The sequence below is a fragment of the Geobacillus sp. ZGt-1 genome (assembly GCF_001026865.1).
GTDB lineage: Bacteria > Bacillota > Bacilli > Bacillales > Anoxybacillaceae > Geobacillus > Geobacillus thermoleovorans.
This window is the reverse complement of record NZ_LDPD01000026.1, coordinates 78,922-93,469: the sequence shown is the minus strand read 5'-3', so window position 1 is coordinate 93,469 and position 14,548 is coordinate 78,922. Positions and strand designations below refer to the sequence as shown.

Sequence of the window (14,548 nt, the reverse complement as noted above, 5' to 3'; positions counted from 1 at the left end):
GCGAAACAGCGGCTGTTGTTTGGATTTTTCGAGACGTATTTGACGCTGTCCGAACAAGAGGAAATCCAATTGCGAAACGAGGTGAACCAAATGGGAACGAAGGAAGCGAAAAAAGTGACGGATCTCATCGTGTCGTATGAGCAACGGGGGATGGAAAAGGGAATCGAAAAAGGAATCGAAAAAGGAATCGAAAAAGGCAAGATGGACATCGCGAAACGGATGCTAGGGAAAGGATATGATGTGCCAACGATTTGTGAATTGACTGGACTGTCGGTTGAGGCAGTGGAAAAGTTGAAAGGATAAACGAGTGGAGAGACCCCGTTCCGATGCAGCGAGCTTGTTTCGGAACGGGGTTTTTTTGCTCGCTCTGCACTTGATGATGGGCATGGCCATCGCCGTATGGCGAATGATGCCGGCCGGACTGACCCCTATTTGGATTTCATATAGATGCAATTCATCCATTTTCTTTTGTCTAGGCTAGCGCCCCGACGTTCGTGTACAATGGCGGTAGGAGGGATCAAGATGCGCGATTGGTGGAAACGGCTGTTTTACGGGGGCGGCATCGCCGCGCTGATTGGAAGCGCTTCCTTCACCGCCTATTGCGCTTGGAACGTGTATGCGTATCCGAAATCAGAAAAGGAACGGGTTCCGGAAACAACAAAAGAGGCCTATCATTTCGTGCTTGTGCCGGAGGAACTCGATAATGATTACTGGCGGCTCGTGGAAAAAGGAGCGAAAGCGGCGGCGAAAGAACTGGGGGTTGACCTCGAGTATATCGGCCCGCGGCAGGCGAATATTGATGAGCATTTGCGCATTTTGAAAAAAGCCGCGGCAGCGAAAGTCGATGGGATCATCACCCAAGGGTTGACGGAAGCGGAATTTGTCCCAGTGATTAACGAAATCACGGACAAGAATATTCCTGTGGTGACGATCGATACGGATGCTCCAACGAGCCGACGCGTCGCCTATGTGGGAACGGATAATTATTATGCCGGTTTTCTCGCGGGACGGGCGTTGGCTGAGGATACAAAGGGCAAGGCGACGGTCGCGATTATTACCGGCAGTTTGACGGCGGCGCACCAACAGCTGCGAGTGCGCGGATTTGAGGATGCAGTGAGACAGGAAAAAGGAATCCGCATCGTTGCCATCGAAGAGTCGCACATTACGCGTGTGCAAGCCGCGGAAAAGGCGTATACGATTTTGAAAAAGCACCCGGATGTGAATGCGTTTTACGGCACGAGCGCGCTTGATGCGATTGGCGTTGCCAAGGTGGTCGAGCAGTTTCATCGGGAGCAAAAGACGTATATTATTGGCTTTGACACGCTGCCGGAGACGATCCGCTATTTGCAAAAAGGAACGATTGCGGCGACGGTGGTGCAGGAGCCGTATGAAATGGGATACAAGGCTGTCAACATGATGGCCGAGATCGTCGCCGGGAAAGACGTGCCGGTGGTGACGAATACGGAGACGAAAGTCATTCGGAAAAAAGACTTGCCGCTGCGCCCGGCGCGCAATTATGAGGTCAACACGCCATGAAGGGGCCTGCCAGGCCTCCGTAGGGAGGGGGCTGAAAGCGGAGAAGGGTTGGCGAGCGCTAAAGCATGAGAGATGGCCGCCTTGACGTTCGAACACGTTCGACTTGAAGCGGCAGGACGATGCAGGCAACAAAGCGCCGGTGACAGCGGGGTGGAATTCAGATGAACATTCGGACGAAGATGCTGCTTTGCTTTACCGTTTTTTTGCTTTTGCTGAACGGAGCGGTGTTTCTTTTGTATCAGACGAGCGAAGAGATGATGAGCGATTATGATCAACGGATGCGCCGATTGTTGTTGCTCAATGAGGTGTCGCAGCGGGCAAACCGAATGATGGAACAGCTCAATGCGTACGTCTCGGAAAAAGAAGGACGGTATGCACGCGCTTATGAGCGGGAGTTCCGCTGGCTGCAGCAACGCCGCCGGCAGCTCGGCGCCATCTTGCCAGTGCTGTCCGACCGGCTGGCGGCGGAAAACTATGAACATATGATTGAAAGTTTGCTGGAGGAGGCGGCGCTGACGGTCTATCATTTTCAAGCTGGAAATATTGGCTTGTACTCATCCCACTTGCATGAAACGATGAACATTGCGTCCTTTTTGCAAGAGGAAACGTTAAACTTGATTGACGATGAGCTGACGGCCTACCAACGGCGGTACGATGAAGTGGAGCGGCGCAACCGCTATTTCCGCTATATGGGAATGGGATTGTTTGTCACGACGTTGTTGCTTGGCGCCTTGCTGGCGGTGTTCTTTTCCGGCCACGTAACGAAGCCGATCATTCTTCTCTCGCGCGCTGCCCGATCCATCGCTGACGGGCGGCTGGACGGGCCGGATGTGGAGCCGACGACGAATGACGAACTGCGATTGTTGACGATCACGTTTAATGATATGCGCCGCAATTTAAAGCAGCTGATTGCGGAGATGAAACAAAAGGCTGAGCTCGACCGGCTGGTGAAGGAGCTGGAACTCAAAAGCTTGCAAAGCCAAATCAATCCGCATTTTTTATTCAATACGCTGAACACGGTTGCGAAGATGGCGTACTTGGAGGACGCCCAGCAAACGTCGCGGCTGATTGAAGCGGTGGCGGCCATTTTGCGCTACAACTTGGGCGATTTGCAGCGGACGGTGACGCTTGCCGATGAGGTGCGCATCGCCCGTGAATATTTCTTCATCCAGCAGACGCGGTTTTTTGATCGGATCAAGTTTTCGTTAGAGGCGGAACCATCTTGCCTCGATCAACCGATTCCGCCGCTCACGTTGCAGCCGCTGATTGAAAATGCGTTCATCCATGGCATTGAGACGTACGAGCAGGGAGCCGAGCTGTCCGTTTCCGTTTTCGCCGAAAACGGGCGGGTCGTTGTGGAAGTGCGCGACAATGGCGTTGGCATGGATGAGCAGGTGAAAGCGGAGCTTGAGGCGTTGATCCGCGGCGAAGAACCGCCGGCGCGCCGTGAGCAAGGGCGCGGCCATTCGACCGGCATCGGCTTGCGCAATGTCATTCGCCGGCTGCAGCTGTTTTACGGAGTGATGGATGTGGCTGAAATCGAGTCTGCGCTAGGAAACGGAACGACGGTGCGGTTATGGCTGCCAAGATGGCAAGGGGGGATGAACGGTGAAAGTGGCGATCGTCGATGATGAGGCGTTGGAGCGAAGAGCGCTTTGCAAAATGATTCACGACCACCTTCCGGACATCGAGGTGGTCGCCGAGGGCGCCAACGGGCGCGAGGCGGTCGAGATCGCCAAGCGTTATCGTCCGGATATCATGCTGATTGACATCAAAATGCCCGGCCTTGACGGGCTGCAAGCGATCGAAGCGATTCGCCAAGACGGCCTCGATCTGGAGTTCATTATTGTGTCGGCGTTTGATTTGTTCGACTATGCGAAACAAGCGATGCGGTTTGGCGTCAAGGAATATTTATTGAAACCGAGCCGGAAGGAGGAGGTCATTTCGGCTTTGGAACGGGTCAGCCAAGAAGTGGCGGCCAAGCGGCGACACGAGGAGAGCAGCCGCCAGCTCGAGGAGCAGATTCGCCGGTTGCAGACGCTTGTGGAAAGCGAATGGCTGTCTGTCCTCATGACAGAAGACGTATCGGCTGATGAGTGGGAGCGGTGGAAGGAACTGCTGCCGTTTTCGATCGCCCCGGGAATGTTTATGGTCATTCAGTTCCCGGATGCAGGGGTGGCTGACGAATGGAAATCATGGCTGGACAAGCAGCTTAGCGGGAAGGCGCCAACGCGCTATTGGATCGGGCGGATGGCGAACCGGCGCCTGCCGGTCTTGTTTTTCCGCAGCCCAAACGATGGCGAGCCGGCTTGGAAGCCCACCGTCCAGGCATTGGCGCTCGATTTGGCGCGGCAGTTTTCGGCCCGGTACGGCGCCGCGCTGTATATCGGGCTCGGCTCCCCGTTTTCCCGCCTTGACCAACTTCGTTCCTCGTACTATGAGGCGCTGTCGGCCGCTCATTATTACGCCGACCGGCAAAAAGCACAAGTGGGGTTTCTGCCGGCGGAAGCGACGCGCGCCGGCGGGGAAGCGGAACGGGATAAACAGCTGTTTGAAGCGCTGCGCCTTGGCGACATCGAGCAAGCCCGGATGATTTGTCTGACGTATATAGAGGAACGGGCCTCTTCTCATTCACTGCCGGCCGCCGGCCGCAAAGCGGAAGAGACCTTTGTGTGGCTCGGGCGTCTTCTATCGGAGCTGGGCATTCGTTATGAGCGGCTCGCTTCCTTTGCTTCCTGCCGGTCGGCGGCAGAATTGAAGCGGGCGGCGCTTGATGAACTGGACCGCATCGCCGCTGATCTCGAGGTTTGGCGCCAGCAGCAAGCTCACGGCAAACTCGGCAAAGCGAAAGACTACATTGACCGCCACTACGCCAAGCCGCTGACGCTTGAAGAAGTGGCGGAACAAGCCGGGATGAGCCCGTACTACTTCAGCAAACTGTTCAAAGAGCACTTTGGCATCACCTTTATCGACTACGTGACGAACGTGCGCATCGAACGGGCGAAAGAAGCGCTGGCTGGGACGGACCAAAGCTTAAAAGAAATTTGTTTTTCAGTCGGCTACAACGATCCCAACTATTTTAGCCGCGTCTTTAAAAAGCAGATCGGCCTGTCGCCGAGCGAATACCGGAAAAAAGTGCAGGCGCGCTGACAAGGGGAGTGCTGTCTCCAACAAGGAAGGTGCATGGCAAGTCAAAAGGTAAGTCCCGCAGACAAAGCAGGCTGCCCCGCCCTCTTCCGGCGTCTGAAACGAAGCCCGCCCCCTGGATGGGGAGACGGGCTTTTTTCGCGCCATAAAAGCGAAATGGCAGTCCGCTGCACACCGCTTGCCTGACAGGAGAACGGAAAACAAAAAAGTGAAGAAAAACGCAAAAAAGTGAAGAAATCAAGCCGCCGATTGATAAGCGGCCCATGGTACACTCAACATTGAAAGGGGTTTCAAAAACAAACGGAAAAGGGGGAGGAACATGAGAAAGAAAGCATCCGCATGGCTGGCGTTGGCGCTTGGCGTCGGTATGGCACTGTCGGGCTGCAGCAGCTCGAACTCTTCTTCGTCCGATGACGCCAAACAAGGCAGCCAAAAAGCGGGAGAGAAGCTCGAGATTTTCAGCTGGTGGACCGGAGCCGGTGAGGAAGACGGCTTAAAAGCGCTCATCAAACTGTTTCAAGAAAAATATCCGGATATTGAAGTCGAAAACGCGGCGGTGGCCGGCGGGGCGGGAACGAACGCCAAGGCGGTGTTGGCGAGCCGCATGCAAGGAAACGATCCGCCATCGACGTTCCAAGTACACGGCGGAGCGGAGCTGAATGAAGGCTGGGTTGCGGCTGGCAAAATGGAGCCGCTCAACGATTTGTATGAAAAAGAAGGCTGGATGGACAAATTCCCGAAAGCGCTTATCGATATGGTAAGCAAAGACGGCAACATTTACTCCGTGCCCGTCAACATTCACCGCGGCAACGTGCTGTGGTACAACAAAAAAATCTTCGCCGACAACGGGCTAAAGCCGCCGAAAACGTTCGACGAGTTTTTCCAAGTGGCCGACAAGCTGAAAGCAAAGGGCATTACGCCGCTCGCCTTAGGCGACAAAGAGCCGTGGGCAGCGACGCACCTGTTTGAAAACGTGCTGCTTGGCACGCTCGGAACGGAAAACTACAAGAAACTTTGGACGGGAGAATTATCGTTTAACGACCCACAAGTGAAACAAGCCGTTGAGACGTTTAAGAAAATGCTTGGCTATATTAACGAAGACCATAGCTCGCGCAACTGGCAAGACGCCGCCCAGCTCGTCGCCGAAGGAAAGGCGGCCATGTACGTGATGGGCGACTGGGTGAAGGGCTATTTTGTCAACGATTTGAAATTGAAGGTGAACCAAGACTTCGGTTATGTGCCGGTGCCGAATACGGAAGGCAAGTTTATGGTCATTACCGATACGTTCGGCCTGCCGAAAGGCGTGAAAAACCCGGACGATGTGAAGAAGTTCTTATCGGTGCTTGGTTCGGTGGAAGGGCAAGATGCGTTTAACCCGCTGAAAGGCTCCATCCCGGCCCGCATCGACGCGGATCCGTCCAAGTACGATGAATACGGCAAACAAACGATGCAAGACTTCAAGACGGCGGAGCTGGCGCCGAGCTTAGCGCACGGTTCAGCAGCGCCGGAAGGGTTTGTCACGAAGGTCAATCAGGCCGTCAACATTTTCGTGACGCAAAAAGATGTGAAGACGTTCATCGACACGTTGGCATCGGCCGCCGCAGAACTGAAGAAGTAATCGGGAAAAGGGGACGGGAGCCATTCTCTTCCCCTTTTCGTCATCATGAGGAGGGATCTTAGTGGAAACGGTCAACATCACGCCAGCCGAGAAGACAGCGGCTGTCCCCGCGGTGCGGAAAAAGCGGAAATGGACGGCCGATCATTGGCTGGCAGCGGCGTTTTTGGCACCGTCGGTCGTACTGATTTTCTTATTTGTGTACGGGTTTATCGGCTGGACGGGGTATGTGTCCTTGAGCAACTGGAATTCGCTCGTGCCGGATTGGTCGTTTGCCGGGTTGAAAAACTATCTGTATTTGTTTCATGATTTCCGCTTCCAGGCCGACTTGCGCAATACACTTGTGTTTACGGTGTTGTTTATCGCCGCCGTCATTGTGCTCGGCCAACTGCTTGCCATTTTGCTTGACCAAAAACTGCGCGGCGAGTCGCTGTTCCGCAACATTTTCTTCTTCCCGATGGCCTTGTCATTTGTCGTCACCGGAGTCGTGTGGCAATGGCTGTTCAACCCGTCAACGGGCGTCAACTTGTTTTTAAAACCGCTTGGCTTGGATGGAAAATGGTATACGGATACGAACATTCTGTTCGGATTTCATTGGGGCAAGATTGAGTTTGGCATCCCGGTCGCCATCATTGCGGTGGTCGTGGCGGCTGTTTGGCAAATGACTGGCTTTGCCGTCGCGATGTATCTCGCCGGCCTGCGCGCCATTCCAGATGAAGTGCGGGAAGCGGCGCGGATGGACGGAGCGACCGAGTTTCAATTGTATTGGAAAATCATTTTGCCGCTGTTGCGGCCGATCACTGTCAGCGTCATCATCATCATGGCTCATATTTCGCTCAAAATTTTCGATTTGATTTACGCCATGACCGGGCCGGGGGCGAACTTTGTCACCGATGTGCCGGGCGTGTACATGTTTGAAACGACGTTCCGCGGCAACTATTACGCCAACGGCGCGGCGATTGCGATCGTGATGCTGCTGTCGGTCGCCATCTTTATTGTTCCGTACCTCATTTCGAGCCGCAAGGGGGGATCGTGATGGCGAGATCCGTATGGGCCCGACCGTTTTTGTATGCGCTGGCCGTTGCCATGAGCGTGTTTTTTCTCATGCCGGTGTATGTCATGGTCATCACGAGCTTGAAGCCGCTTCATGAAGTGACATTGGCCGATATGTGGAAGCTCCCATCGACCATCGATTGGAGCAGCTACGCCACAGCGTTTGACAAACTCGCCCCAAACTTTTGGAATTCGCTGCTGCTCGTCGTGCCGGCGACGTTGTTATCCGCGCTGCTGGGGGCGCTCAACGGCTACGTGCTTTCGAAATGGAAATTCAAGGGGGCAGATACGCTTTTTACGCTTATTTTGTTCGGAATGTTCATTCCGTATCAAAGCATTCTCATTCCGCTGATCCAATTTTTGCGCGAAATCGGGCTGTACAACACGATTCCAGGACTTGTGTTCGTTCATGTCGTCTACGGCATTCCGATCACCACGCTGATGTTTCGGAATTTCTACGCGGCGATTCCCGATGAAATGATTGAGTCGGCGAAAATCGACGGTGCTGGGTTTGTCCGCATTTTTCGTTATATTATGCTCCCTTTGTCCATCACTGGATTTGTCGTCGTGGCGATCTGGCAGTTTACAAACATTTGGAACGAGTTTTTGTTCGCGGTGACGATCACGACATCCGACAAACAGCCGATCATGGTCGCCTTGCAAAATCTATCCGGCAGCCAAATCGTCCAATGGAACGTGCAAATGGCGGGAGCCCTGTTGGCGGCGCTGCCGACCTTGCTTGTGTACATCTTCCTTGGCAAATATTTTGTCCGTGGGTTGTTGGCTGGTTCGGTGAAGGGGTGAACGGGCGAAAAACGGAAAACGTCTCCGTCAAGCCGCCATCATGGCGGCTTTTCTATTTTGTCTTGTAGAATAGTTGAGCCTTGAGGGAGGCGATCGCTTCGCAGCGCTACACGCAGCCGGCGTTTCCCGAGCGCATGTTCCTTTATGTCAGCCGGTCATCTTCAGCTATGACGCCATCCAAATCATCGGCCGGCAAGTCGGCTACGCGAATTTGTTCGATGGCGAATCCCTTCTGCCGCAAAGCCTGTTCGGCATACTCAATGAGTCCATTGAGGCGGGACGTGGACGATGGGTTTCCGTTGAGAATAACGATATCAGGCATGGCAACACACTCCTCTATAATTCATATAGGAATACTTGGTTTTTCGATATCGTATCACGCAACAGATGATGTGTCAATCGCCTTTTTGCAAATTTCTCCATCTTGTGTGCAAAACGGTGATGGACATCTGTTCGCTAGAATGCGGCACCCGTTTTTCCCCTTCCGTTTGGCGTGCGGCGACTTTGCTGTGAAAGGGATTCCAAATAGTCATGCTTCAAGGTAAACTAAAAAAGGAATGATCAAAAAGGAAGGGGACGCATAGGATGCTTGGAGCCATTGAAGCCGGAGGCACAAAATTTGTCTGCGCCATCGGCGATGAACAAGGGAACATTCATGAGCGGGCGGTGTTTCCGACGACGGCGCCGGAAGAGACGATGGCGCACGTTATCGATTTTTTCCGCCCCCACAACGTGGAGGCGATCGGGATCGGGTCATTCGGCCCGGTTGATTTGCGCCCGGACAGCCCGACGTATGGGTACATTACGAGCACGCCGAAACAGGCGTGGCGAAACTTCGATTTTGTCGGCGCGATAAAGCAACATTTTCCCGTGCCGATCGGCTTTGACACGGATGTCAACGCGGCGGCGCTCGGCGAGCAGCGCTGGGGGGCGGCGCGAGGGCTTGACAGCTGCCTGTACATGACGGTCGGAACGGGTATCGGCGTTGGGGCAATCGTCGAGGGCCGCCTGTTGCATGGGCTGCTTCATCCGGAGATGGGGCATATCTTGGTCCGCCGGCATCCGGATGACGCGTTTGCCGGCATATGCCCGTACCATGGCGACTGCTTGGAAGGGATGGCGTCCGGCCCGGCGATTGAGCGGCGCTGGGGGAAAAAGGGGGCGGAATTGGCGGACCGCCATGAAGTATGGGAGTTGGAAGCCTTTTATCTTGCCCAAGCGATTGCCAACTATATTCTCGTTCTATCGCCGGAAAAAGTGATTGTCGGCGGTGGGGTCATGAAACAGACGCACGTGTTGCCGCTTGTGCGCCGCCATGTGCAGGAACTGCTCAACGGGTATGTCGAGCATGAGGCGATTTTGCGACGGATTGATGAGTATATTGTCCTTCCAGGGCTTGGCGACAACGCCGGCATCGCGGGCGCGTTGGCGCTTGCGGCGAGAGCGATCGAATAGCAAGGACGGCCGTTCACCGTCTTCAATCAGGCGGTGGGGCCGTTTTTTGTTTGAAGGCAGGGATATTGACCGATTGTTCAACGAAATTAGCAAAAAAACGACCTATTGGTCAAAAAAATCGTTTTTGAGTTGCGTATCTTTATGACGTCGGTTTATAATTAGTTTGACCATTTGGTCATAAGTGATATGGAGGCGAGGACAATGATCCATGTTCGACGGTTGGTAGAATGGCTGCAACAGCGCGGCGTACGGGTTGATGTCGTGAAACCGCGCGCGGTGTTGCCGTCGTACCGGCAATGGATGAGGGCGAATGGGAAAGGAATGAGTCGTTGCCATGGATGAACGGCGCGTTCGCTTTATTGAAACCGCGATGAAACTGTTTGCGGAAAAAGGGTATCATGCCACCTCGATTCAAGATTTGGTCGAGGCGTGGGGCATTTCCAAAGGGGCGTTTTACCATCATTTCGCCTCGAAGGAGGAATTGTTGCTTGAAGTGCTTCGCTATTACAGCGAAAAAATGGTCGCAGATTTCACGGCATCCGGCGGGGATGGCCCGGAAAAGGAGCGGTTCATCCGCCAGTTGGCGGCCCATTTTTCTCACATTCGCGAGTACAAAGACTTTTTGCGCATGATCATGTCGGAACAATTGCCGAAAGTCAATCCGGAAGTGGAGCGGTATATGTTCCGCCAGCATGGGCGCCTTTTTTTATGGTATTGCACGCGCCTAACGGAGGTCTATGGCGAGGCGGTTGGTCCGTATGTGTATGATGTGGCCATGATGACGAACGGCATCATCCGGCAATATTTGTTTTACTTCTTTTTTCGCGAGGAGGCGTTTGATGCGGACGAGGCGGCTCGTTTTCTCATGCGCCGCCTTGATGCCATTGTCGCTAGCTTCACGGCTGAGGAGCGTCCGCTTTTGACGGAAGAGTCGTTTGCGCCATGGGTGAAGATGGAGGAGCAGGAGCGAGAGCGTCAGCGGGAGCGGCTGGCTTCCGCGTTCGCCGCCGTCCGGGAGGCCGTCAACGATCTCGATCCAAAGCAGGCAAGCGATGTGCTCGAAGCCATAGCGGCGCTGGAGGAAGAGCTGCTTGGACGGCACGCGCCGCCCCGCGCCTATATCGTCGAAGCGCTGCTGTTGTATTTGCGTCATCAACAAACGCCTCAACTGGCGCCGGCTTTGGATGCATTGGTCAAAGAAATGGATGAATACCAACGACAAAACGGATGGGAGAGAGAAGTATGGAAAAAGCGATAGCAGTGCCGACGAGCACCATTCGTCATCGCTCGCTGCTGATCACCGGGCTCATTATTGCGATGCTCTTTGCGGCGTTGGACGGGACGATTGTCGGAACGGCCATGCCGCGCATCGTCGGGGAGCTCGGCGGGCTTGGCGTGATGACATGGCTGACAACGGCGTACATGTTAACGTCGACAGCGGTCGTGCCGATCGCCGGGAAGCTTGCCGACGTATTAGGGCGTCGAATCGTATATGTGAGCGGACTCATCATTTTTATGGCCGGCTCCGCGCTTTGCGGCATGGCGAACGATATGACCCAGCTCATTATTTACCGCGGCATTCAAGGAATCGGCGGCGGCATTATGATGCCGATGGCAATGATTGTCGTTGGTGACGTGTTTACGGGGAAAGAGCGGGCGAAATGGCAAGGAGTGTTCGGTGGTCTGTACGGTCTCGCTTCGGTGCTGGGCCCGCAAATCGGCGGCTTTATCGTCGATCATTTGAACTGGCGTTGGGTGTTTTATATTAACTTGCCGGTCGGCATTTTAGCGACCGTGCTGATTGCGATGGGGTTAAGCAAATATAAAGCCGAAGGGCCGGTGAAATTTGACATCGCCGGGATGGCGACGTTGACGGCGGGCGTCGTCAGCTTGTTGTTGGGGTTGACGTTTGGCGGCGACCGATATCCGTGGGGGTCGTGGCAAATCATCTCGCTGTTTGCGGCGGCGGTGATCTTTTTCGCCTTGTTCGTTTGGGCAGAAAAGCGGGCGGAGGAGCCGATCATTCCGCTTTGGCTCTTCCGCAACCGGACGTTTACGTTGTTAAACGGCATCGGCTTTTTCATGAGCGTCGGTATGTTCGGAGCCATCATGTTCGTCCCGTTTTTTATGCAAGGGGTGGTTGGGGTAAGTGCCACAGAGTCAGGAACGATTATGACACCGATGATGATTACGATGATTATCGGCAGTGTCGTTGGCGGCCGACTCGTTTACCGAATTGGTGTGAAAACACAGCTGATCGTCGGCATGGCCATTATGTTGTCAGCGTTTGGCTTGCTTGGCACGATGGATGTCGATACGTCAAAATGGACGGCAACGCTGTATATGATCGTGCTTGGACTCGGTACAGGGCTCGTGATGCCGATTTTAACGCTTGCTTTGCAAGAAAGCTTTCCGAAATCGGAGCTTGGCGTGGTGACATCTTCAAGCCAATTTTTCCGCTCGATCGGTGGGACGTTTGGCATGACAGTGCTCGGGGCCATCATGAATCATCGTTCGAGCACTTTGCTTGACGAACGGCTCATGCCAAAGCTTGAAGCGCTGCCGGCGCAGGCGAAGGGGGCTGTCGACCGCTTTGCCGATATGATCCATACCGACCCGCAAGGCTTGTATTCCGTCTTGCTCAGTCCGGAAGCGATGGCGAAAATTCCAGCGCCGCTTCGGGACATGTTCGTGCCGGTGCTGAAGCAGTCGCTTGTCGATTCCCTGCAGGCGGTCTTTTGGTTCGGGCTCGCGTTTATCGCGGTCGGCTTGCTTTTCGTGTTCGGCTTGAAGAGGATTGTCTTGTCTGATCGGGCAGAGGCGATGAAGCAGGCAAAAGAGGCTGAGTAAAGAAAAGGACATGGCGGACCACGCCTCATTTGGTCAGGTGGCGGACCGCCATTTTTTTGTTGCGACGAACAAACCGCTCCGAAGGGGGATAAAGCATCTGGGAACGGGGGCGAAGGGGAGCGGTCGAGCTCCGTGCTTTTCATTGGCCAAGCGATTCATGCATCGCACATGGCGGGTTCACAGCGGCATCCCGCAATGGGCGGCTTACGGCGCACCTGCATCCGCGCTTTGGCCGAAGACGCGCGAGCGGGTGAGAAAGCGGACGCCTTCCGGGCCTTCCAGTGAAAACATGCCGCCGCGCCCCGGAACGACGTCGATAATGAGCTGCGTATGTTTCCAATATTCGTATTGCGCTTTCGAAATGTAAAACGGACAGCCGCCGATTTCGCCAAGCAATACATCGGAATCGCCGACGATCAGCTCGCCTTGCGGGTAGCACATCGGTGAACTTCCATCGCAACACCCGCCGGATTGATGAAACATTAACGGTCCGTGTTTTGCTTTTAACTTTTCAATCAGCTCCAAAGCGGCCTCTGTCGCGATTACTTTTGGCTGATTACTCATCGCAATCTCCCTCCTAAAATAAAAAAGATGGATGGCAGGAAAGGCAGCGTGAATGACACGCTGCCTAAAAATTAGAAGAGTCCTAGTTTTTTCGGTGAATAGCTGACAAGCAAGTTTTTCGTTTGTTGATAATGTTCAAGCATCATTTTATGTGTTTCGCGGCCGAATCCGGATTGTTTATAGCCTCCGAATGCTGCGTGTGCAGGATACATGTGGTAGCAGTTTGTCCAGACGCGTCCTGCTTGAATGCCGCGACCGACGCGATAAGCGGTATTAATGTCGCGCGTCCATACGCCTGCACCTAAGCCATACAATGTGTCATTGGCGATCTCTAATGCTTCGTCCATGTCTTTAAATGTAGTGACTGCAACGACTGGTCCGAAAATTTCTTCTTGGAAAATGCGCATTTTATTGTGGCCTTTAAAGACGGTCGGTTTTACGTAATATCCGTCTTTTAAGTCGCCTTCTAGGATATTCCGTTCTCCGCCGGCAAGCAATTCGGCGCCTTCCTGTTTGCCGATATCAATGTACGATAATATTTTTTCTAATTGTTCCGAAGATGCTTGTGCGCCGATCATCGTTTCTGTATCGAGCGGATTGCCTTGTTTAATTTGTTTCACACGCTCTAACGCGCGCTCCATAAATTTGTCGTAAATGGATTCATGAATGAGAGCGCGGGAAGGGCATGTACATATTTCTCCTTGGTTTAAAGCGAACAACGTAAAGCCTTCGATCGCTTTATCGAAAAATTCATCATCTTTTGCCGCCACGTCTTCGAAGAAGATGTTTGGCGATTTTCCTCCAAGCTCCAATGTGACTGGAATAATGTTTTGCGATGCGTATTGCATGATTAGACGTCCTGTTGTCGTTTCGCCAGTGAAAGCAATTTTAGCGATGCGGCTGCTTGAAGCAAGCGGTTTTCCAGCTTCCACTCCGAATCCGTTCACAACGTTGACAACACCTGGAGGAAGGATGTCTTGAATTAACTCCATTAAAACAAGGATCGATGTCGGTGTTTGCTCTGCAGGTTTTAAGACAACGCAGTTTCCAGCTGCTAACGCTGGAGCGAGTTTCCATGCTGCCATTAAAAGCGGGAAGTTCCAAGGGATGATTTGTCCGACAACCCCAAGAGGCTCTTTAAAGTGATAGGCGACCGTATCGTGATCGATTTCGGATAAAGTGCCTTCTTCCGCACGGATGCAACCGGCGAAATAGCGGAAATGGTCGATCGCAAGCGGAATGTCGGCATTCAACGTTTCGCGAATCGGCTTGCCGTTTTCCCATGTTTCTGCAACAGCGAGCATTTCCAAGTTTTCTTCCATACGGTCAGCAATTTTGTTGAGGATTCGCGCGCGTTCAGCAGGGGAAGTACGGCCCCATGCATCTTTTGCAGCATGAGCAGCATCCAACGCAAGTTCGATATCAGCTGCTCGGGAGCGCGGCACTTCGCAGTAAGCTTGCCCTGTCACAGGGGAAATATTTTCAAAATACTCTCCATCGACCGGTGGAACCCATTTGCCGCCA

At 53.6% G+C, this 14,548-nt stretch carries 14 protein-coding genes and 1 pseudogene; 11 read left to right on the top strand and 4 right to left on the bottom strand.

Annotated elements, in window-relative coordinates:
• From VU18_RS20640 to VU18_RS14005, 7 genes and pseudogenes are all read left to right on the top strand, one after another.
• Positions 1-303 (top strand): annotated as a pseudogene (locus VU18_RS20640) (DUF4351 domain-containing protein); the annotation flags it as partial.
• A 219-nt stretch (positions 304-522) separates the two neighbouring features.
• Complete coding sequence (locus VU18_RS14030) at positions 523-1,536, top strand: sugar-binding protein (protein WP_033026444.1); 1,014 nt, start codon at positions 523-525, stop codon at positions 1,534-1,536.
• 161 nt (positions 1,537-1,697) lie between these two features.
• The gene (locus tag VU18_RS14025) at positions 1,698-3,167 is read left to right on the top strand and encodes a sensor histidine kinase (RefSeq protein ID WP_047758321.1); all 1,470 of its coding nucleotides are present in this window, start codon (positions 1,698-1,700) and stop codon (positions 3,165-3,167) included.
• Positions 3,145-4,686: a helix-turn-helix domain-containing protein gene (locus VU18_RS14020; RefSeq protein ID WP_047758320.1), complete on the top strand. Its 1,542-nt coding sequence runs from the start codon at positions 3,145-3,147 to the stop codon at positions 4,684-4,686. Before VU18_RS14025 ends, VU18_RS14020 begins: the two co-directional genes overlap by 23 nt.
• 316 nt (positions 4,687-5,002) lie before the next feature.
• Complete coding sequence (locus VU18_RS14015; RefSeq protein ID WP_011232677.1) at positions 5,003-6,301, top strand: ABC transporter substrate-binding protein; 1,299 nt, start codon at positions 5,003-5,005, stop codon at positions 6,299-6,301.
• A 61-nt stretch (positions 6,302-6,362) separates the two neighbouring features.
• Complete coding sequence (locus tag VU18_RS14010; protein WP_011232676.1) at positions 6,363-7,334, top strand: carbohydrate ABC transporter permease; 972 nt, start codon at positions 6,363-6,365, stop codon at positions 7,332-7,334.
• The gene (locus tag VU18_RS14005; RefSeq protein ID WP_021322694.1) at positions 7,334-8,155 is read left to right on the top strand and encodes a carbohydrate ABC transporter permease; all 822 of its coding nucleotides are present in this window, start codon (positions 7,334-7,336) and stop codon (positions 8,153-8,155) included. The genes VU18_RS14010 and VU18_RS14005 overlap by 1 nt, the downstream gene beginning before the upstream one ends.
• A gap of 142 nt (positions 8,156-8,297) precedes the next feature.
• Here VU18_RS14005 and VU18_RS14000 read toward each other — a convergent pair whose 3' ends face one another.
• A complete protein-coding gene (locus tag VU18_RS14000; RefSeq protein ID WP_047758319.1) occupies positions 8,298-8,477 on the bottom strand; it encodes a hypothetical protein in 180 nt (59 codons plus the stop codon).
• A 73-nt stretch (positions 8,478-8,550) separates the two neighbouring features.
• A complete protein-coding gene (locus VU18_RS20635) occupies positions 8,551-8,688 on the bottom strand; it encodes a hypothetical protein (protein ID WP_014196851.1) in 138 nt (45 codons plus the stop codon).
• A 52-nt stretch (positions 8,689-8,740) separates the two neighbouring features.
• Here VU18_RS20635 and VU18_RS13995 point away from each other — a divergent pair, with 52 nt between their 5' ends.
• The 4 genes from VU18_RS13995 (at position 8,741) to VU18_RS13980 (ending at position 12,460) form a co-directional block, all read left to right on the top strand.
• On the top strand, positions 8,741-9,610 hold the full coding sequence (locus VU18_RS13995) for an ROK family protein (protein ID WP_047758318.1): 870 nt from the start codon (positions 8,741-8,743) through the stop codon (positions 9,608-9,610).
• Positions 9,611-9,811: 201 nt separating this feature from the next.
• Complete coding sequence (locus VU18_RS18410) at positions 9,812-9,952, top strand: hypothetical protein (protein ID WP_033008215.1); 141 nt, start codon at positions 9,812-9,814, stop codon at positions 9,950-9,952.
• A complete protein-coding gene (locus VU18_RS13985; protein WP_047758317.1) occupies positions 9,945-10,868 on the top strand; it encodes a TetR/AcrR family transcriptional regulator in 924 nt (307 codons plus the stop codon). Before VU18_RS18410 ends, VU18_RS13985 begins: the two co-directional genes overlap by 8 nt.
• Complete coding sequence (locus tag VU18_RS13980; protein ID WP_047758316.1) at positions 10,853-12,460, top strand: MDR family MFS transporter; 1,608 nt, start codon at positions 10,853-10,855, stop codon at positions 12,458-12,460. Before VU18_RS13985 ends, VU18_RS13980 begins: the two co-directional genes overlap by 16 nt.
• 204 nt (positions 12,461-12,664) lie before the next feature.
• Here VU18_RS13980 and VU18_RS13975 read toward each other — a convergent pair whose 3' ends face one another.
• Complete coding sequence (locus VU18_RS13975; protein ID WP_047758315.1) at positions 12,665-13,024, bottom strand: DUF779 domain-containing protein; 360 nt, start codon at positions 13,022-13,024, stop codon at positions 12,665-12,667.
• 71 nt (positions 13,025-13,095) lie between these two features.
• Positions 13,096-14,548, bottom strand: a 1,453-nt coding sequence (adh, locus tag VU18_RS13970; RefSeq protein WP_047758314.1) for an aldehyde dehydrogenase, incomplete at its 5' end; no start/stop codon positions are given.

Coding starts and splice junctions, on each gene's coding strand:
- VU18_RS13980 (WP_047758316.1), top strand. CDS start 10,853: ATGGAAAAAGCGATAGCAGTGCCGACGAGCACCATTCGTCATCGCTCG.
- VU18_RS14030 (WP_033026444.1), top strand. CDS start 523: ATGCGCGATTGGTGGAAACGGCTGTTTTACGGGGGCGGCATCGCCGCG.
- VU18_RS13995 (WP_047758318.1), top strand. CDS start 8,741: ATGCTTGGAGCCATTGAAGCCGGAGGCACAAAATTTGTCTGCGCCATC.
- VU18_RS20635 (WP_014196851.1), bottom strand. CDS start 8,688: ATGACTATTTGGAATCCCTTTCACAGCAAAGTCGCCGCACGCCAAACG.
- VU18_RS13975 (WP_047758315.1), bottom strand. CDS start 13,024: ATGAGTAATCAGCCAAAAGTAATCGCGACAGAGGCCGCTTTGGAGCTG.
- VU18_RS13985 (WP_047758317.1), top strand. CDS start 9,945: ATGGATGAACGGCGCGTTCGCTTTATTGAAACCGCGATGAAACTGTTT.
- VU18_RS14000 (WP_047758319.1), bottom strand. CDS start 8,477: ATGCCTGATATCGTTATTCTCAACGGAAACCCATCGTCCACGTCCCGC.
- VU18_RS14005 (WP_021322694.1), top strand. CDS start 7,334: ATGGCGAGATCCGTATGGGCCCGACCGTTTTTGTATGCGCTGGCCGTT.
- VU18_RS14025 (WP_047758321.1), top strand. CDS start 1,698: ATGAACATTCGGACGAAGATGCTGCTTTGCTTTACCGTTTTTTTGCTT.
- VU18_RS18410 (WP_033008215.1), top strand. CDS start 9,812: ATGATCCATGTTCGACGGTTGGTAGAATGGCTGCAACAGCGCGGCGTA.
- VU18_RS14015 (WP_011232677.1), top strand. CDS start 5,003: ATGAGAAAGAAAGCATCCGCATGGCTGGCGTTGGCGCTTGGCGTCGGT.